The organism is Sphaerobacter thermophilus DSM 20745 (genome assembly GCF_000024985.1).
Classification (GTDB): Bacteria; Chloroflexota; Chloroflexia; order Thermomicrobiales; family Thermomicrobiaceae; genus Sphaerobacter; species Sphaerobacter thermophilus.
The window spans coordinates 891937-910827 of record NC_013523.1 but is presented as its reverse complement, the minus strand read 5'-3'; the positions used below and the strand labels follow the sequence as shown (position 1 = coordinate 910827).

Sequence of the window (18891 nt, the reverse complement as noted above, 5' to 3'; positions counted from 1 at the left end):
GTATCATTGCCGCCGCCCTCCGACGGACGTTGTGAGGGTTTTCGCATGTTTGGAGGCGCGGGTACCTGCACACGACGGGTTAGCCGTGCGTCGCACCCGATAGCACGAGTGATAGGGGATCATGGGTCAACCGGAATCACGCAACACGCTCACACGCTACTGCAAGTCCTGCGGCGAACTCGTCCAGGTGGAAGGCTTCGTGGACGACCGGCTTGTTCTCTGCGCCCGCTGCGAGATCTGGGCAGCCGGGCGTGGGTTGGATCAGTACCGCGCGAGCGCGACACAGTTCGTCGATGAACCCTACGAGCCGAGCGACCGCGAGCGGCAATGGTGGCAGTTCCTCTCCTGGCTGATCGCCACCGGACGCCTGACCGTCGGCCCCAACGAGGGGGCACGCTAGACTCGTCGAACACCCCACCGGCCTTACCGATCCAACTCAGGCGCGACACCGAGGAGCCGGGCCTGATGCACGGCCCGGCTCCGCACTCCGTACGCTTCGGCCTACCCGCTTGCCCCGGGGATTCCGGAAACGGCGAGCGGTCGGCGTCGAGGCTCCTGTTACGCGGCCACGACGCCGCGTACGTATGGAACCGGCGACTCTCGCATGCCTCTCCCACAATCCTTGGCGGGATCGAGCCACTCGCCCACCTCGCCGCACGGGCGGCGACGGTTACGGGACCTGCTGCAGGATCCGCTCCATTTCGTCGGCAGAGAAGGCGCGCAGCGTCTCCGTGCGCACATTCCCCTGCGACGCAATCGCCACCGCGAGCGCCGTCACGCTCTCGTCGTCAGGCATCTCCGCGACACCCACGATGTCGTAACTGCCGAGAGTCCAGTAGAGCGTGCTCAGATTGCCGCCCATGCGCTGGGCGAGTTGCTGCGAGTACTGTGCACGTTCGACCGTGGCCTTGGCGCTCTTCACGCCCTGCTCGGTCCAGCTAATCAGCAGCACGTAGGTCGGCATGGGACCACCCTTCTGACGTTGCAAGCCTGGGATGCGGGTGATCGGTGAGGTGCGCGAGTCGTCAGTTATGTTTAGTTTAGCGCGGCGACCCGCGCGGTGGAACACACGCGACGGCAGCCGACGCGGCCAGGGCCGGACGTGTCGGAGGCCTCGTCGCGTCAGCGCCAGCCGAACTGACGCTCCAGCAGCGTGTCGCTGACGTGAATCAGGAGCGGCGATCCATGGGGACAGACGGCGGGAGCACGGGTGTGACCCAGTGCCTCGACGAGCGCGCGCATGGCGGGGCGCTCAAGATGCCGCCCACGGCGCACGGCACTGCGGCAGGCCAGCCGCACGAGCAACTCCTGGCGCCAGCCCTCGCCCTCCCCTGGCTCGCTGTCGGCCAGCGCCACCAACTCCGCCACCAGCCCGTCAGTCTCGCCGACGCCGGCGAGCGCCGTATCGCCGGGCGTGGTGAACACGCCGGGCAGCGCTGGAGCCGCCCGCAGGAGGAACATCCGCCCGCCAAAGGACTCGCACTGGAAGCCCAACGCCGCCAGATCATCCAGCCGCCGGGCGAAACGGGCCACCTGGGCCGGACGCAGTTCCAGCAGCAACGGCTCCGGCAGCGCCACCGGCTCCGGTCCACCGTCGCCGTGACGGGCGACTAGATGCTCGAAGATCACCCGCTCATGGGCGCGGTGCTGATCGACGAGGTACAACCCATCGTCACCCTCGAGGAGGAGAAGCCGCCCCTGCACCTGGTCGATCAGCCGGAGCGGCGGCAGGCCCGGCGTGATGATCGGAGCGTCGTCGTCCCAGACAGGCCGTGCCTCGGCCAGATGCGCCAGCGTCGGGGCCAGCGCGGCCACGCCGACCGCGGGCTCCGCACGAAGCGGCAGCGGTTGCCGCCCCAGCGCATCACGGATCATTTCGCCGATCGCCGCGCCGATCTCGCGCTCGGCGCGCAGCCGGACCTCCAGCTTGGCCGGGTGGATATTGATGTCTACCAATCCCGGGGGCACGTCGATCGTCACCGCCAGCACCGGGTGCCGCCCGCGCGGGAGCACCGGGCGGTAAGCGGTCTCGACCTGCGCCAGCAGGCCCCGCGGCTGGACCGCGCGGCCGTTGACGATGAACGTGATCTGGCCGCGCCCCGGTCGCGTGACCTCCGGCCCAGCCACAACCCCGGCGATGCGCGCGCTTGCCACCTCGATCGGCCCGAGTGGGATTAGGCGTCCGGACAGCGCGGCGCCGTAGACCGCGACCAACGCCTCGCCCAGGTCGCCACCTCCGTCGGTGTGGAGCGTCAGCCGACCGTCAATGTAGAGGCTCATTCGGACGTGCGGCGCCGCCAGCGCAAGCCTTCGGACGGTCTGGGAGATCTCTCTGATTTCAGTTTGAGGTCGACCGCAGGAAGCCAGGCGGGCGGGTACGTTCTGGAACAGGTGGCGCACGGTCACGGTCGTGCCGCGGGAACGGGGCGCGGGCTCGGAAACGGCTACCGAACCCCCGCGCAGGACGAGCCGATGACCCACGCCACTGTTGTCGGTGGCGCTGACCAGCGTCAACTCCGCCACGGTCGCGATGCTAGGCAGCGCTTCACCGCGGAAGCCGAGGGTGCGCACCTGCTCCAGGTCGTCGTCTGGAAGTTTGCTCGTCGCGTGGCGCGCGCAGGCCAGCGGCATCTGGTCCGCCGGGATGCCGCAACCGTCGTCGCTGACTCGGATGAGCGCGAGTCCGCCACCCTGGACATCGATCCGGATCTGCCGCGCCCCGGCGTCGAGCGCGTTCTCGACCAGCTCCTTCACCACCGACGCCGGCCGCTCGATGACTTCCCCGGCGGCGATGCGGGCCACGACCGGGGCCGGCAGCACTCTGATCGGCCGGAGAACGGTCGCCGGGTGGTCCGGCATGCTCCCCTCCCGCCCTGCGGTTTCAGTGACGCGGGTTTCCGCCACGGAGCCGCGCCTGCTGCTCGAACAGCCAGTCGAGCGCTTCCCGCGGCGTCAGCGCCGTCAGGTCCAGCGAGTCGAGCGCGCGAGCCAGACGCTCGGCCTCCGACGGCGCAGGCGTGAAGCCGTCGAGCGTAAGCTGGTACGGCGCACCATCCTCTGCCACCCGGGGAGCCGAAAGCTCCCGCTCAGCGGGAGCAGGAGGCGGTGCCGATCGCATCTCCGTCAATCCCCGCAACACCGACGCAGCCCGGTCGGCCACCCAGGGCGGTAGCCCTGCCAGCCGCGCCACCTGGATGCCGTACGCCCGGTCGGCCGGCCCTGGCCGCACCGCGTAGAGGAATATCACGCGCTCGTCCGTCTCCAGCGCCGCCAGGTGGACATTGGCCACGTCCGCCAGCCGCTCAGCAAGCGCGGTCAACTCCAGGTAGTGGGTGGCGAAGAGCGTGCGCGCCCGCACCCGGTCGTGGAGATCCTCCAGCACCGCCTGGGCGATCGCCAGCCCGTCCTGCGTACCGGTGCCGCGCCCGACTTCGTCGAGGATGACCAGACTGCGCTCGGTCGCCTGGCGCAGGATGGTGGCCGTCTCCAGCATCTCGACCATGAAGGTACTCGAGCCGCCCGCCAGGTCGTCCTGCGCGCCAACGCGGGTGAAGATCCGGTCGACCAGACCGATCCGCGCCCGCTCCGCAGGGACGAACGAGCCGATCTGCGCCAGGAGCACGATGAGGGCGACCTGTCGCAGGTAGGTGCTCTTCCCGCCCATGTTCGGCCCGGTGACGACCAGCACCCGCGGCGCCTCGCCACCCAGACGGCAGTCGTTCGCGATGAACGCCTCGCCCTCCAGGCTCGCTTCCACCACCGGGTGGCGCCCGCCGATGATCTCCAGCGTCGCACTGTCCTCCAGCACCGGCCGCGTCCACCCGCCCCGGTCGGCGACCACTGCCAGGGACAGAAGCGCGTCGAGCAGCGCCAGCCGGTTCGCCGCTGTCAGCAGCCGGCCGGTCGCCGCGGTCACGTCGCGCGTCAGCCGCGCCAGCGCCGCGCGCTCGAGGGCGGCAATCTCCTCATCCGCGGCGAGGATGCGTGCCTCCGCCTCCTTCAAGGCTGCCGTCACGTATCGCTCGCCCGTCGCCACCGTTTGCTTGCGGACGTAGTCGCCGGGCACCCGCGCGAGGTTGGGCCGCGTCACCTCGATGTAGTAGCCGAAGACCTTGTTGTAGCCGACCTTCAGCGACTTGATCCCGGTCCGCTCCCGCTCGCGCCGCTCCAGTCCGGCCAGCCAGCGGCGCGTCGACATGGCGCCTTCACGAGCGGCGTCCAGCTCGGGCGAGAAACCGGCGCGGATGCGGGCCCCGTCCTCCGGATCATCTTCGACCGCTGCTTCGACCAGCGTCAGCACGTCGGTGCACGGGTCGATCTCGTCCGCGAAGGCAGCCAGCGCGGGGTCGCCGCTGACGCGGAGCGAAGCCAGGATCGGCGAGATGGCGCGCAACGCCCCGCCAAGGGTCACGAAGTCCCGCGCGGTGCCCAGCCCCTGCGTTACCCGCCCGACGAGCCGCTCCAGGTCGCCCACACCACCAAGGGACGACGTGATCGCGGCCCGCAGGGTGGGGCGCGCGACCAGCCCGGCGACCACCGCCTGCCGCCGCTGCAGCTCGGACAGATCCCGCAGCGGCTGGCCGACCAGGCGGCGCAAGGTGCGGGCGCCCATCGCGGTCCGGGTCTCATCGAGCATCCCGAGCAGGCTCCCGCGCGTGCCACCGGTTCGCAGGCTCCGGGTCAACTCGAGGTTCCTGCGCGTCGCCGCGTCGAGCCCTACCCATCCGTCGATGGACTCCGTCCGCAACCCGGTCAACAGCGGCAAGAGCGCCGGGTTGGTCCGCTCCAGGTACGCTAGGATCGCCCCAGCAGCGGCTGTCGCCGCAGGCAGATCCTCGCAGCCGAACGGCACCAGCGAGCGTACGCCAAGGTGTCGGGTGAGTTCCGCCCGCGCACGTTCCGGCTCGAAGCGCCAGTGCTCCATCCGCGTGCGATGCGCCACCTCGACGTCGTCGGCACGCCCGTCATCCGGAACGAGGCACTCGGCCGGGTTCAGCCGTGCCAGCTCCTCGGCAAGCTGGTCGCGCGCTCGCGGCCCGGATAGCTCCGTCACCGCAAACTCGCCGGTACTCACGTCTGCCCACGCCAGTCCAATCCGATCGCCGAACGGGCAGATCGACGCCAGGTACCGGTTCTCGCCCTCCGGGAGGAGCGCCGCCTCGCCGACCGTTCCCGGGCTCAGCACGCGCGTGATAGCCCGCTCGACCAGCCCCCGGCCTGGCTCACTCACCTGCTCGGCAATCGCGATGGTGTGCCCGTGCGCCAGGAGTCGTGCCAGATAGTGGTTCAGCGCATGGTACGGGATGCCGGCCATCGGCACCCGACCGTTCCGGCCGAAGCTACGCGAAGTCAGCGTGATGCGCGCGTCGCGGGCCACCACGCGCGCGTCGTCGTCGAACGCCTCGTAGAAGTCCCCCATGCGGTAGAGGAGGATAGCGTGGGGATGCTGTGCCTTCAGGTCGAGGTATTGCCGCCGCGACGGCACGAGGTCGGACGCGCCGGACCGTCCCCTCCCCGCACGGCTGCGAACCGTCTTCCCTTGCCTCGCCGTACCCTGTGCCATGCAGGCATTATACGCAAGCGCACCGACACGTCATCCGGGGAGTGTTGCGTGGTGCGTGTTCCGCGTTGCGTCCGTTTCCCCTCTCCCCTTGTGGGCTCCGTCCGAGAGGGGCCGGGGGTGAGGGGGACGCAACACGGAACACGCAATACGACACGCGCCTTACCCTGCCAGCCCCGGCACCTCTTCCAGGCGTCGCAGGATCGCGTGTAGCAGCGCGTCGCGGTCATGTTCACGTCCGGTGGCAATGAGAAGACTGGTGGCAGTCGGGACCGGGAGGAGGTCCTCAGGGAGGTTGACGTTCAGTCCGATGCCGACCAGAAGGTAGTCGAGGTGGTCACCACGGATGCTGGTCTGGACCAGGATCCCGGCGACCTTCCTGCCGTCGATGAGGAGGTCGTTCGGCTCCTTGATGGTGGGCTGGACACCGGTCGTCTCCGCGACGGCCGCCGCCACGCGCTCGCCGATGTCCCGAAGCAGCGTAGGTGACTGGGCCACGGCGAGGGGCGGGCGGAAGAGCGCGGTGAAGAGCAGGCAGGTGCCGGCTGGCGCCAGCCAGACCCGGCCGAGGCGGCCGCGACCGGCCGTCTGCTCGTCAGCGACGACGACCGTTCCAGCCGGGGCGCCTCGTCCTGCAAGATCCGCAGCCACGTCCATCGTTGAGGTGACCGAGTTCCGTCGCTCGATGCGCCACTTCACGTCAGGCTGCCCCGGCTTCTTCGCTCACCGCGGTCCCGTCCTCACGCACGCGCACCACCCGGAGCTTGCGAATCCGGTGGTGCTCCACGGCCTGCACCTCGATGAGCAGGCCATCGGCTCGCAATGATTCCCCGGCCTTCGGGATCCGGCCAAGCCGCTTCTGCACGAACCCGCCGATCGTGCCGGTCTCCCCTTCGGCGAACTCGGTCTCAAAGATGTCGGCGATCTCGTCCACCGCGATCCTGCCGTCGACGATCACCTCTTCGGCCCCCAGCCGCTCGATCAGCGGTGTCTCGCGGTCGTACTCGTCCTGAATCTCGCCGACGATCTCCTCAAGGATGTCCTCGATCGTCACCAGGCCGGCCGTCCCACCGTACTCGTCGACGACGATGGCGATGTGCACCTTCGCCTGCCGCATGTCGCGCAGCAGCTCATCCACATGCTTCGACTCCGGCACGAAGTACGCCGGGCGCAGCAGGTCGAGCAGCTTGACCCCGGTCGCCTGCTCGTTCACGAACCGGAGCAGGTCCTTGGCGTAGATCACGCCGACGATCGAGTCGATTGAGTCGCGGTAGACCGGGATACGTGAGTGGCCGGCCGAGCGAGCCAGATCCACCACCTCCGAGATCGACATGTCCTGCGGCGCCGCCACGATGTCGAGCCGGGGAACCATGATCTCGCGGACCGTCGCCTCCTCGAGGCCGAGCACCCCGCTGATCATCTCCTGCTCGTCCTCTTCGATGTCCAGGTCGCCGTTCCCACCCTCGTGCGCCTCGCCGGCGTCCTCGCCGTTGCCGGCCTCGCCCGGCGCACCACGCCGGACCAGGCGGATAATGAGGTCGGCTACCGTCGTCAGCGGCCAAACCGCACCCGCGAGCACCGCGCTGAGCCGGTTCAGGCGGCGCGACTCTTCCCGCTGCTCACTGGCGGTCAGCGCGCCCGGCAGCACCCGACCGGCGACCACCAGGGCGATCGTCCCGACGACGAGCGCCAGCAACAGGCCGTAGCTGGGGAACTCGCGGGTGAAGACACGCGTGAGCATCGCCCCGGCGACGAGCGCCGCGAGCAACTGGACAAGGATCATCGTCGAGCGGATCAACTGGGGATGCTCGATGAAGGACTGGACGCGGTGGGGACTGGTTCGCTCCTCGATCATCTCGCGGAGCGTGACGCGATTCACCGCCGCGAGGCTTGCTTCAACGAAGGCAGCCAGGGTTAGCACCAGGAGCGCCACAGCCGCGACGGCTAACTCTATCCAACTACTATCGGTACTCAAACCCCCTCAACTCCTGGGATCCCCTCCAGCCGGAGCCCCCATAGCTCTCCGGGCTCCGGGCTCCGATCGGTCTGCCCGATCGGTGGCGGGGTTGCCCCGCAGGGTGTCGCCCGGCGCGCTCTAGGTGAACAGCGCGCTGATGCTGAGGTCCTTATGGATCCGCATGATCGCCTCGGCGATCAACGGCGCTACGGTCAGAACCTCAACCTTGTCGGACGACACCCCTTCCGGTAACGGTAGTGTGTCAGTGACAAAGACCTTCTCGATCGGTGACTCCTGGATCAGCCGCATCGCCTCACCGGCGAAGACCCCGTGCACGGCCGCCGCACGCACGCTCCGCGCGCCGCGCGCCAGGAGCGCCTCGGCAGCCTTCACCAGCGTCCAACCGGAGGAGATCATATCGTCGACGATAACCGCGTGGCGGCCCTCGACGTCGCCGACCATCTCCAGCACCTCGGCCCGCTCCGGCCCTGGCCGCTGCTTCGAGATGATGGCCAGCGACCCACCTGTGCGCCGCCGGAACTCTTCGGCGCGGGCCACGCTGCCCGAATCCGGGCTCACTACGACCAGATCGTCCAGCCCGAGCCGCCGGAAGTGCGCCGCCAGGATCGGCGTTGCGCGAAGGTGATCGACCTGGATGTCGAAAAAGCCTTCGATCGCCGGGGAGTGCAGGTCCATGGTCAGGATCCGGTCCGCGCCGGCTGTCACCAGCAGGTTGGCGACCAGCTTGGCACTGATCGGCTCACGCCCGGACGTCTTCTTTTCCTGCCGCGCATAGGCGTAGTACGGGATCACGGCCGTGATCCGCGCGGCCGAGGCACGCCGCAGCGCGTCCAGGATGACCAGCAACTCCATCAAGTTCTGGTTTACCGGCCGGCTCATCGTCTGGATGACGAAGACATCCGAGCCGCGGACGTTCTCCTCCAGCTTGACCCGCGTCTCGCCGTCTTTCCACGCCCCAACGATCGCCCGCCCCAGCGGCGCCTCAAGCTCGCTCACGATCCGGTTTGCAAGCGCTGGGCTGGAATTCCCGGCGAAAACCTGCAGCCGGCCGTCCATCCCTGTCTACCTCTCCCCCGCGTCCTGTGTCCGGCGCGGTAGCGGCCGCGCCGGAACACCTGCCACCGTCTCCCCAGGCGCGACATCCCGGAGCACCACAGCCCCCGCTCCGGTCCGCGCCCCGGGACCCACCGTAACCGGCGCCCGCAGCATCGTATCCACCCCGATGAAGGCGCTGTCCCCGATCACCGTTCGGTGCTTGTCTCGTCCGTCGTAGTTCGCCGTGATCGTCCCCGCACCGATGTTCACATCTCGCCCGAGTTCGGCGTCGCCCAGGTAGGAGACATGTCCGACGTGCGTCCCGGAGCCGACCACAGTGTTCTTCATCTCCACGTAGTTACCGATGTGGACATCATCCGCCACCCGCGTGCCAGGCCGCAGGTGGGTGAAGGGCCCGACATGGACCCGCGCCCCGATCTCCGACTCCTCGATCACCGAGGCCAGCACCTCGCTCTCCGGCCCCACCCGAGCGTCGCGGAGGATGGCCTGCGGGCCGATGCGCGCTCCCTCACCGATCACGGAAGCACCGCTGATCGTCGTGAACGGCTCGATCCGCGCGTCTGGTGCAATCTCCACGGTGTCGTCGATGAAGGTGGTCGCCGGATCGACGATCGCCACTCCGGCACGCATCAACCGCTCATTGATCCGCCGCCGGATGATCGCCTCGGCCGCCGCCAGCTCTACACGGTCATTCACGCCGTGTGCGACGTCTGGGGATGCGACGACTGAGACAACCGGTGGGTCCGGCTCGGATGCACTCGCGGCCATCGCCACGAGCGACGTCAGGTAGTATTCCCCCACCGCACTCCGCGGCACCTGGGGCAGCGCTTCCTCGAGCCAGTCGCGCCGGTAGCAGGAGATGCCGCTGTTGATCTCGACCGGGCCGTCGTAACGGCTGTCGTCCTCCTTGGCCTCGATCACCCCCACGATGCGGCCTCCCTCGCGCCGCAGTCGGCCGTAGCCCGCCGGGTCATCCACCAGCGCGGTGAGCAGCGTCACGAGCGCACGCGTTTGGACGGCGGTATCGACGAGTTCCTTCACCGTGTCTGGCGAGAGAAGGGGATGATCGCCGAAGAGGATCACCACCTGGCGGACCTCCGGACGCAGCAGCGGCAGCGCCTGCGCCGCGGCGTGGCCGGTACCCAGCGGCTCGTGTTGCCAGGCCACCTCGCACTCAGGCGGCAGGCGTTCGGCCAGCCCCGCCTTGGCGGGACTCAACACCACGATCGTCTGCAAGGGAGCGAGGGGTTGGATCGCACGGAGGACGTAGTCGATCACGGGGCGCCCGGCGAGGGGCTGCAGCTCCTTCGGGATACGCGACTTCATGCGCGTACCCAAGCCCGCGGCGAGGATGACCGCGGCAACTTGTGACTGCGCTCTACCAGTTTCGTCCGAGTTCACTGCCGCCCGACGCCTGACGATGCAGGGCGGTACGGTTCCGCCCCGGCGCCTAAATCCGGTTGGCGGGCCAGGATTCGAACCTGGAACAAAGGCTCCAAAGGCCCTTGTGATACCATTTCACCACCCGCCAACAGCCGCTAGCGCACGTCTAATGGTACCGGCTTGCAACGCGCCGTGTCAAGGAAGTCCGCGTGCCGACGGGCCACGCGGCGAATACAGCCGTGGCTGTTGCACCAGCCTGGAGGATGCGTCGACGCGCCAGGGCCGCGCGCCACGAATCTCGTCAACCGCGACGAGCCGCCGACCCCTTGCACTGTCCCTTCGGGCGCACCCATCCTGTCCCATTGATCTAGACCCTTCCCATCGTGTCCGCCTATGCTTTACGTAGACCTTTCACGGTCCCGTGGACCGGCTCTTAGGGACAAGGGGGTCCTTATGCGCACCATCGCCCGAGCTATCCGGCGCCTCACCTGGGCAACCATGATCGTGGTTCTGATGCTGCTCCTCGCCAGCCCGGCCATAGGGGCGACCGAGTACGGTGAGCCGGTGCCCGGGCAACGCGTCTACGACACCACCGGTCTGCTCACCGCCGACGAGCTCGCCGACCTGGAGGCCCGCGCCGCCGCCGTCGAAGCCGCCGGTGCCCCGGTCATCGTCTACCTCCAGGCCCGCGACGCCTCCCAGCGGGAGACGGAAGCCGACGCCCGTGCCTTGATGGACGCCTGGGATGTGCAGTCCGCTCCCGGTGCCCGCGACGGCGTCGTCATGTTCTTCAACCTCCAGCCCGACAATCTCCGCCGCGGCGAGGTGTTCATCTACGCCGGGGAAAAGCACTTCGATGGCGGGAACCTGCCCCAATCGGAGCTGCAGCGCATCATCGATGAGGAGATGATTCCGCTGCTCCGGGCAGACCAGACGGCGGCCGGGATCGGCGCCGGGCTCGACGCCATCGCCCACGCGCTCACCTACGGCCCGCCGCCGCCTCCGCCGCCATCCCGGTTCGAGCAAATCGCGGAGGATCTGACGGCGGGAGTCTTCAGCATTGTCAATCTCGTCTCGTCAGCGATCGCGGCCTTGGTCTTCGCCATCGGCCTGCGCCGCTTCCGGGAGCGGCCGGTCGCGCATGGCACGGCCACTCCTACCACGATGCCACCATCCACGCGGCCGCCCGCGGTGGCCGGAGCCCTCGTCGACGGGCACATCATGGACCGGCACCTTGAGGCCACCCTCATCGACCTGGCGAATCGCGGGGCACTCGCCATCGAGCCGGCCGGCGAGAAGAAGGTACAGGTCCGTCTGCTCGATCGGACCCTTCTCCGCACGCCGTTCGAAGTCGCGCTGTGGGAAGCCCTCGAGGGGAGCAGCGCCGGGGCAGGCCTCGTCACCTCCAAGGAACTCCGCGCCTCGCGCTCGAAGTGGAGCCGGACACGGGAGGAGCTCCGCAAGCACCTGGAACACGAGGGCCTCTACGCGCCGAACCCGGGTTCGCGACGGCGCCCCGCCTACCTGGCCGCTGCAGTCGGGTTCCTCGTCACCGTCATCGCCGCTGTGCTCGCGGGTGGAGCCGAACAGCCGCTGGCAGGGATCGGTCCCTTGCTCCTCGGCATCGCGTCGCTCGTCACCCTCATCCTCGCCGCGAGTATCCGTGACACCACCCAGTTTGGTGAGGCCGAGGCCGTCGCCTGGCGCGGCTACAAGGAAGGCATCACCTCCGCTCGGAACGACCTCGCCGCCGTCCTCGACCTTGACGAGGTACTCCCCTACGCAGTCGCCTTCGGCGTGGTCGACTCGCTCGACGACCGCCTGAAGGAGGCCAGTGAAGCCGGCTACCAGCCTGCCTGGTTCAACGCCACCATGCAGCCTGGCTCGTCCATGGGCTTCTACCCATACTGGGTAGGGTTCCACACTGCCGTCTCACCGCCGTCCTCATCCTCCGGCGGCAGCGTCGGCGGCGCATCCGCCGGTGGCGGCGGCGCGGGCGGGAGTTTCTAGGCGACGTACAGCGGCGGCAGCCCTCGCTCGCCACTCTCGTGACACAACCTCGAAGACAAACCACCCGGGGCAGCCGACGTCCCGGGTGGTTCGGTCTTGACGTGAACAAAGCGTCCAGGTGCGGAACGGTGCCCTGGCCGTGCAGCACAGGCGAGCCGCTGCCACGCGCGTCCCCTTTGCCCTCCCCCACCCACACTTCAGGACCTGTGTACCATTCTCCCCACCGACGACTGGCCGTACGCTCCACACACGACGCGCCTGGCAGGCGCGTCCGTCGAGCGCTCGCGTCGTCGATCTCGGGAGTTGTGCCATGTCGTTGCCGCCACCTCAGACCAAAGAGTTCGCCCTCCGCCTCGAGACCCTGGCCGCCGAGTGCCGCGCGGAACTGGAGGAGGGCTCCAAGGCGTTGCAGGAGATCGCCCTCCTCGTCAGCCAGACGGCAAGCGAGGTGGATCGCCTCAGCCAGCGCGAGTTGCAACTCGCGAATCGCGTTCGCGAGATGGACGCCAACCTGGAATCCTACGCCCGCTCCGACATCCGCGACATGCTCCGCGCCGCCCATGAAGTGGAGTTGCGCCTGCTCATGATGCGCAGCCAGCTCGAACAACTCCAGGAGCGGGAGCGCACCATCCGCGACCATCAGGAGCGACTGCGCACCCTGGTGGATCTGGCCGAAACCTACCTGACGATCCAGGGCGCTAGGTCGGGGGCGGGCGACATGCGCACCCGTGGCCTCCGCCACGGCGCCACCGTCGCGCTCCCGAGTGTCCCCTTCGCCGACATCATCCAGGCCCAGGAGGACGAGCGTCTGCGCCTGGCCCAGCGCGTGGTCGACGGTCCAGCCCAGGCGCTTGCCAACATCCTGTTGGAGGCCGAAGTCTGCGAACGCCTGATGGAACGGGACCCGGAGCAGGCCCGCACCGAGCTGGGAGAACTGCGCCGCGTAGCCGCGGACGCCCTGTCCGAGTCCCGCCGCATGCTGCTGGAACTGCGCCCGGTGGTGCTGCGCGAACTGGGCGTCGTGCCGACCCTGCGCCGCTACCTGACCCAGGTCAGTCGCAACCGGCCGATCGAGGGCCACATCGACGGTCCCGACCACGACGGGGACCTGGCGGAGCCGGTACGCCTCGCCCTCTACCGCCTCCTGCAGGAGGCGATCGCCGCGGCCGTGGCGGACGACGGCGTCCAGGCGATCGACATCGACGTCCGCTACGAAGACGCCCAGGTGACCGCCCGCATCGAGGTCCGCGGTCAGGGGCTGGAGCGCAACCAAACCCTGCCGCGGTTGCGCACCGACGAGACGGTCCAGCGCCGCCTCGACCACCTCGGCGCCGAACTACATTTCGAGCCGGTCGACGACACCGCAACTCGCCTGGCGCTGGTCATCCCCCTTGCGTAGTTGCGGGAATGGTACAAACGACCGCGCCGATGAGGACCAACGGTTCATTGTGCTACAGCTTCCCATCCCCTAATGTTGCACCTAGATAGTTCGGATCCATTCTCGTGGTACCGAGCATGAAGGCAGGAATTCCCGATAGGGAATTTCCGCACACGAAGGGAGGGAGACAATAGACTTCCGGTCAGGTTTCCGGATCTAGATCTCGTGTCCCTGAGTGCATCAGTTCGGGTCGTTTCATCCGGTAGTCATTCATCAATAGGAGGGATGAAATGGTCGAGTACATCAAGTCCCTGTACGGCCTCTACGTCGACGAGGATCAGTTCGAGGGCCAGGGCCTCGTCGAGTATGCCCTGATCCTGGTGCTCATCTCCGTCGTCGCGATCGTCGCCATGCAGGCGCTGGGTGTTAAAATCAGCGAGGTCTTCACCGATGTCACGGGCACCCTCAGCGATCGACCCTAGCGCGGGCAGTAGACTCCCTGACTGACCGGAGTGAGCGGCCCCGTACCTGCTGGACGGGGCCGCTTTCGTACCGAGCAGGCACCGGAAGGACGGACGCCGATGGATCACAACCCAGAGCGGCAACCCGGTGCGCACGACGGCCAGGGGCTCGTCGAGTACTCGTTGATTCTCATCACGGTCGCGCTGGTGGTCATCGGTGCCATGATCGCGCTCGGTCCGATGCTCCAGGCCGCGTACCAGACGGGGATCGACGCCCTCAACTACACGCAGTAGGGCGTCGGCTCTCGCTCACACTTCGTTCTTACCGTGGCGCGGCGGCTGCGGCCGTCGCGTCGCCATCTCGGCCTCCGCATCCCGGATCAACACCCAGACGCGTCGCCCGCGACCACCGCAATCGTTCCACGTGAGAGATCGACGACGGTCGCCCCCGGCGGCACGTCGCGCAGCAGCAGCGGCTCCCCCCCAGGCAGCGCGATCGATTCCCATCCGGTGAGATCCGGCACCCATCCGACCAGCAGATCGTCCAACACCGCCACCCGCCGCGCACCGTCCAGCGGCACAAGCCGGCAGGCGATCGCCTCCTTGTCGACCCGGTACGACCAGTCCCCGCCCCGGGCTTCGTAGAGCGCCCCGCGCGCCGCGGACTCGCTTCCGGTCAACCCCACCACCCGGTACTCGCGCAGAACCCAGACGGCCGTCTGGAACGATCCGCCCTCCGACACCCGCGCCAGCACAACCGTCTCCGCGGGCGGTCGCGTCGCTAGCTCAGCCCGGACCATTCGCCACGCCGCCTCGTTGTCGTGCAGTCTCGCCAGGCCGGCCCAGGAGAGCACCAGGCTCACAATGACGCACGTCACCAGCACCGGCGCTGGCCGACGGCTCGCCACCACATCCGGCCACGCACCGGCGACCGCGAACAGCGACAGCAGCAGCAACGGCGGTACAACCAACAGGATGTAGCCGATTTGGCCGAAGTGGACCAGCGCGAAGGTGAGCGCCGCCGGGGCGACCCACAGCCACAGCATCACGGCCCGGGCCGAGATGCGCCGCGGCCGCCGCCGAACCAGCGCGACCAGGGCGACCAGGAGCACCAAGTGTATTGCTGCCAGCAACGTGGTGAGGAAGAGCCCGAAGTTCTCCACCCACCCGTCCACCGCCCCACCGAGGAGCGCCGTCTTCCCGCCCGCGATCTCCCCTTGCCGCCGGACGAGCTCGAGGTAGGTTCCGACCCCGCCGCTCAGCACCACCAGCGGGACGAGCCAGGTTAGCACTGCGAGCCCGGTAACACCGAGCGCCAGCGCGCGATCCCGCCAGCCGAGCCGGAGGAGGCCGAAGAGGAAGACGGGCGCCAGCAGCGTGAGGACCGTCGGCCGGAATCCGCCCGCCACCGCGACGGCAAGCGCCAGCCAGACCGCGGCGCGAGCGCGGAGCCGGGTGTAGCTCTCCCAGGCGGCCAGCGCGACAAGCACCGCCCCCGCGGCTTCGATCGCATACGGCAGCGCCAACTCACCGTGGAGCCAGAACATCGGGTTCACGGCCAGGAGCACTCCGGCCCAGAGCCCGACCGCCGGGCTCCCCATGACCGCGCCCAGCCGGACAACACCCCACACCGCCACCACGCTCGCCAGCACGCTCAGCAGCACCAGCGCCTGGTGCGGGTCACCCACAACCAAACGCGCCGCCTTCCCCGACAGCACGTAGAGTGGATACCCCGGCGGGTGGGGCCGCGCCTGCGCCGGGTCGAATGCCTCCATGGCCAACAGGTAGTGCACGCTGTCGCCGTTGAAGGGGACCGTAGAGAGGAAGGGGAGGCGAGAGAGGAAGGTGCCCAGCAGCAGCGCGAGCAGCGCGAGCCGCCACGCGCGATCGGCCGGCTTCCGCGGCAGCGCTGCAGCACCCCGCTCCCGATCGACCAGAGCACCGCTCGAGAAGCGCGGTCGCACTAATGCCCTCCCAAGCGGTCCAGCAGGAGTCGTTGGGCTCCGTCGGCTGACCGGCGCGCCAGGATGCGCCCGGATCCAGACGCATCCGAGCTCACGACGGCCCTGCTTCCGAGCTCACGCGCGCCTCCCGCCTCGGGACTGCCAGCGCCGTGCGCCGCTCGGGGCTGCTCCGCCGGAACGCACTGAGGCCGACCATAAGCAGACCGCCACAGACAGCGACGAAGAGCACAGCCACGGCAGGTCTCCATACGATCTCCTGCCAGGCCAGCAGGATGACGAGTGCCGACGAAACAAGGAGGCCGAGGATTACAAGGACCTGGGCGCTCCTGGGAAGGACGCCCGAGGCTGCCGCGGCGAGCAGTGGGACCACCAGGAGTGCTGCCCCGTGCGTGTGACTGTGGTAGCTCACCAGCAACCCTGCAGCCGTTGTGGCGAGCATCTGTAAAGCGAAGCGTGGGCTGCCGGGGAGCCAGGCACCGCGCCATACCGGGACCATGGCAACAGCGGTGAGCGCAGTCAGGAGCACGACCACACCACCAGCGACGATGTCCGGAGCGTCTGGCGCGAGGTGAACCACCAGGCCGCGCCAGGTCATCATCGCCTCCGGGTTGATCCCCAACACGTCACTGTCTATCGCCCCGGTCCCGCCGAGCAGGTGCAGGTATGCCCGCACACCGTCGAGCCCCGCGGCGAGCACTGACATGAGCGCCAGCCCCGCTCCGCTTATGGCGAACCCGCCCAGCACACGCCAGCGCCGCTTCAGCGCGAGCACGAGCGTGAGGAGCACGACGTACTGCGGCTTGAACAGCAAGAGCCCACCCCACAGCCCCGCCCGCCCGTCCCGGCCGGACTCCAGACTACGGTAGAGGCCAGACATTCCAAGGAGGAGGAGTGCGATCGGTTGCCCCACCAACAGGCCGTCGAGGACCGGGAGCGAGAGCACGCTGAGCAGCACCATCTTGCGTCGATGGGAGGTGAATCGCGCCGCCAGCGAGTGGAGGCTGTAGAGCGCGCCGGCCAGATTTATGAGGAACCAGACGAAGAAGCCCTGAATGAAGGGAAGCAACCCAAACGGGGCAAGGAGGAGCAGAAACGCTGGCGGGTACGGCGCCACCGGGATCGTGGCGTCATCGCTCCCCACTAGCTCCCGCCCGACGCGGGTCAGAGTCGGCAGATCGTAGGCCCCAACCGCGCCATGCTCGATGAACGCCCGGCCCGCCGCGGCAAACGCCCGGTAGTCGAACGCCGGCCAGCCGATCCATCCATGCACCAGGGACTGGAGCATCATGGTCACCGCCATGATCGACACCAGCACCGTCAGCATCGCGGGGAGGAGCGCACCAGCGGTCTCGGCCAGCCGCCTCGTGGGAGTACGGAATCGCGCCGTACCCTCGGCATCACCTTCGGGGTGGGTGATGGTTACCTTCAAGATCGTCTCCCCCGAGATCCACCGACCTGGCTATGACCACGTGCGAGTGACCGAAGCACCGATATGAGAAGAGGATAGGTCGCGGACCTCCGCAGAGGAGAGTGACCAAAGTCCTGAACTGGTCGAGCCGAACCATGACCGTCACGACGCGGTGGCGCAGCCCGGCCCACATGATGGTGGTCGTGGGCCGCCTCGCGAGAGGATGTCCGCCACTGCCGGTGAGCCGGCGCCGGGGCATCACTGCATCTGGTACTGATGGGCCTTTGCTACGGACCGTTTTCCCCGCACAGTTTACCCATGCTGAGTAAGGACGATGCTGCTCCAATCACCACTCTATCGCGCCAGTCACTCATTCGTGCTATACGCACGGCTGCGCGCTGGCTCGCACTCCTGCTGCTCACCAGCCAGCCCGTCATCATCGTGATAGCCCACCTGTACTACACCGGGCTCTTCTTCTATCTCGGGATCGACTGGGCCATGTTCTGGGCCGCGGCGCGGGCGTTCGTCAGCGACGGACCGGCCTCGGTCTACAACCTCGAGGTGCTGCATCGGCACCTCATGCCCACCTACGCCTACTACGGCGAGGGGGTAACGCTTGAGCAAGTGAACCCGGTGCCCTACCCACCGCTGTTCCAACTGCTCGTGCTGCCGTTCAGCCTCGCGGGGCCAGTCGGGGGCTTCGTGCTCTGGACCCTGGCCAATGTCGCGCTGCTCGGGGTTGCGATCGCAGGACTCGCCCGGCGCGTGCAGGGGAGTTCCCGAGCGATCACGGTAGCAGCACTCCTCCTGTGGTGGCCGGTTCCCAGTGGGCTCCTGGTTGGACAACCGATCGGGCTGCTCGTCTTCGCCTTCTACCGGGGCTACCTCGCCCTGGAACGACGGGATGACCTGCGCGCCGGGTGCTGGCTGGGCGTCCTCCTCCTGAAGCCACAGTACCTGGCGCCTCTGGTACTGGTGCTCCTGTTCAAGCGTCGTTGGGCGACACTCGGGGGACTCACCGCGGCCGGGTGCGTGATCCTCGCCTCTTCGTTCCTCATCATGGGCCTAGACGGGGTCGTTGCCTACGTCTCGACAGTGCTCGGCTACGCGGACGGCTTCGTCCTCACCCGGTACAAGATGACCCCCGAGACCATGATCAGTTGGCGGGGGCTGCTCGCGGCGACAGTGCCCGGGCTCGGTGAACGGGAGGGACAGGCCCTCCTCGCACTCCTCTCGCTCGCGACGCTCGCACTGCTCCCCCGCATCTGGCGCGGCCACTGGGCACCCGAGTCGCCACGGTTTGCCGCACAAGTGCTAGCCACCATGTTCGTCACGCTGCTGGTGGGCTACGACGTTCACCCCCACGGCGCCGCCTTCCTGCTCGTCCCCGGCATCGCCGTCTATGCGCAACAACCCCGCACCTGGTGGGTCACGGTCGGGGCGGGGCTGATGCTCTTCCTCCCGCCGATAACCACCTTCTTCCCTCCGCCGATATCCACCGCGCCAGGGCCATCCACGTTCGCTTGGTGCGTCATCCTGTCCCTCGCCTTCCTCGTCTGGCACCTCGGACGGGAGCAAGCAGCAACTGAGTCAACGCGTGACCCAGTCCGCTACGACAGCCCGGCTGCCAGCATCCCCCCGGCGACCTAGCCGGATCCAAAACAATGCCCCCTCTCCCCTGGTGGGAGAGGGG

General features: G+C 68.4%; 15 protein-coding genes and 1 tRNA gene. 6 read left to right on the top strand and 10 right to left on the bottom strand.

The window, feature by feature from the left end:
- The first annotated feature begins 121 nt into the window (after positions 1-121).
- Entirely contained in the window at positions 122-400 is a 279-nt protein-coding gene (locus STHE_RS04100; protein WP_012871304.1) for a hypothetical protein, read from the top strand.
- 270 nt (positions 401-670) lie between these two features.
- Here the strand turns inward: STHE_RS04100 and STHE_RS04095 are convergent, their stop codons facing one another.
- From STHE_RS04095 to STHE_RS04060, 8 genes are all read right to left on the bottom strand, one after another.
- Entirely contained in the window at positions 671-964 is a 294-nt protein-coding gene (locus tag STHE_RS04095) for a GYD domain-containing protein (RefSeq protein WP_012871303.1), read from the bottom strand.
- Between the two features lie 158 nt (positions 965-1122).
- Positions 1123-2859 (bottom strand): DNA mismatch repair endonuclease MutL, encoded by a 1737-nt coding sequence (gene mutL, locus STHE_RS04090; RefSeq protein WP_012871302.1) that lies wholly within the window; start codon positions 2857-2859, stop codon positions 1123-1125.
- A 22-nt stretch (positions 2860-2881) separates the two neighbouring features.
- The gene (mutS, locus tag STHE_RS04085) at positions 2882-5485 is read right to left on the bottom strand and encodes a DNA mismatch repair protein MutS (RefSeq protein WP_245534878.1); all 2604 of its coding nucleotides are present in this window, start codon (positions 5483-5485) and stop codon (positions 2882-2884) included.
- Between the two features lie 237 nt (positions 5486-5722).
- Complete coding sequence (locus tag STHE_RS04080) at positions 5723-6259, bottom strand: biotin--[acetyl-CoA-carboxylase] ligase (RefSeq protein ID WP_012871300.1); 537 nt, start codon at positions 6257-6259, stop codon at positions 5723-5725.
- A 1-nt stretch (position 6260) separates the two neighbouring features.
- Positions 6261-7535: a hemolysin family protein gene (locus STHE_RS04075; protein WP_012871299.1), complete on the bottom strand. Its 1275-nt coding sequence runs from the start codon at positions 7533-7535 to the stop codon at positions 6261-6263.
- A gap of 120 nt (positions 7536-7655) precedes the next feature.
- Entirely contained in the window at positions 7656-8594 is a 939-nt protein-coding gene (locus STHE_RS04070; RefSeq protein WP_012871298.1) for a ribose-phosphate diphosphokinase, read from the bottom strand.
- A gap of 6 nt (positions 8595-8600) precedes the next feature.
- The gene (gene glmU / locus STHE_RS04065) at positions 8601-9995 is read right to left on the bottom strand and encodes a bifunctional UDP-N-acetylglucosamine diphosphorylase/glucosamine-1-phosphate N-acetyltransferase GlmU (RefSeq protein WP_012871297.1); all 1395 of its coding nucleotides are present in this window, start codon (positions 9993-9995) and stop codon (positions 8601-8603) included.
- A gap of 59 nt (positions 9996-10054) precedes the next feature.
- A tRNA-Gln gene (locus STHE_RS04060) sits at positions 10055-10125 on the bottom strand.
- A gap of 305 nt (positions 10126-10430) precedes the next feature.
- On the opposite strand from STHE_RS04060, the gene STHE_RS04055 reads away from it, so the two are divergent.
- The 4 genes from STHE_RS04055 (at position 10431) to STHE_RS18700 (ending at position 14120) form a co-directional block, all read left to right on the top strand.
- The gene (locus STHE_RS04055; protein ID WP_012871296.1) at positions 10431-11987 is read left to right on the top strand and encodes a DUF2207 family protein; all 1557 of its coding nucleotides are present in this window, start codon (positions 10431-10433) and stop codon (positions 11985-11987) included.
- Between the two features lie 310 nt (positions 11988-12297).
- Complete coding sequence (locus STHE_RS04050; RefSeq protein WP_012871295.1) at positions 12298-13386, top strand: sensor histidine kinase; 1089 nt, start codon at positions 12298-12300, stop codon at positions 13384-13386.
- A 269-nt stretch (positions 13387-13655) separates the two neighbouring features.
- A complete protein-coding gene (locus STHE_RS04045; protein ID WP_012871294.1) occupies positions 13656-13847 on the top strand; it encodes a Flp family type IVb pilin in 192 nt (63 codons plus the stop codon).
- Positions 13848-13946: 99 nt separating this feature from the next.
- The gene (locus tag STHE_RS18700) at positions 13947-14120 is read left to right on the top strand and encodes a Flp family type IVb pilin (protein ID WP_012871293.1); all 174 of its coding nucleotides are present in this window, start codon (positions 13947-13949) and stop codon (positions 14118-14120) included.
- An 86-nt stretch (positions 14121-14206) separates the two neighbouring features.
- On the opposite strand, the gene STHE_RS04040 is transcribed toward STHE_RS18700, so the two are convergent.
- Positions 14207-15790, bottom strand: a complete 1584-nt coding sequence (locus STHE_RS04040; protein ID WP_012871292.1) for a glycosyltransferase family protein — start codon at positions 15788-15790, stop codon at positions 14207-14209.
- A gap of 91 nt (positions 15791-15881) precedes the next feature.
- Positions 15882-17219: a glycosyltransferase family 87 protein gene (locus STHE_RS04035; RefSeq protein WP_012871291.1), complete on the bottom strand. Its 1338-nt coding sequence runs from the start codon at positions 17217-17219 to the stop codon at positions 15882-15884.
- A gap of 297 nt (positions 17220-17516) precedes the next feature.
- On the opposite strand from STHE_RS04035, the gene STHE_RS04030 reads away from it, so the two are divergent.
- Positions 17517-18848, top strand: coding sequence for a glycosyltransferase family 87 protein (locus tag STHE_RS04030; RefSeq protein ID WP_012871290.1), 1332 nt, complete (start codon positions 17517-17519; stop codon positions 18846-18848).
- Positions 18849-18891: the final 43 nt, after the last annotated feature.

Bases quoted from the DNA above. Each gene is read 5' to 3' on its own strand.
- STHE_RS04100 (WP_012871304.1), top strand. From the start codon at position 122: ATGGGTCAACCGGAATCACGCAACACGCTCACACGCTACTGCAAGTCC.
- STHE_RS04095 (WP_012871303.1), bottom strand. From the start codon at position 964: ATGCCGACCTACGTGCTGCTGATTAGCTGGACCGAGCAGGGCGTGAAG.
- mutL (WP_012871302.1), bottom strand. From the start codon at position 2,859: ATGCCGGACCACCCGGCGACCGTTCTCCGGCCGATCAGAGTGCTGCCG.
- STHE_RS04070 (WP_012871298.1), bottom strand. From the start codon at position 8,594: ATGGACGGCCGGCTGCAGGTTTTCGCCGGGAATTCCAGCCCAGCGCTT.
- STHE_RS04055 (WP_012871296.1), top strand. From the start codon at position 10,431: ATGCGCACCATCGCCCGAGCTATCCGGCGCCTCACCTGGGCAACCATG.
- STHE_RS04050 (WP_012871295.1), top strand. From the start codon at position 12,298: ATGTCGTTGCCGCCACCTCAGACCAAAGAGTTCGCCCTCCGCCTCGAG.
- STHE_RS04045 (WP_012871294.1), top strand. From the start codon at position 13,656: ATGGTCGAGTACATCAAGTCCCTGTACGGCCTCTACGTCGACGAGGAT.
- STHE_RS18700 (WP_012871293.1), top strand. From the start codon at position 13,947: ATGGATCACAACCCAGAGCGGCAACCCGGTGCGCACGACGGCCAGGGG.
- STHE_RS04030 (WP_012871290.1), top strand. From the start codon at position 17,517: ATGCTGAGTAAGGACGATGCTGCTCCAATCACCACTCTATCGCGCCAG.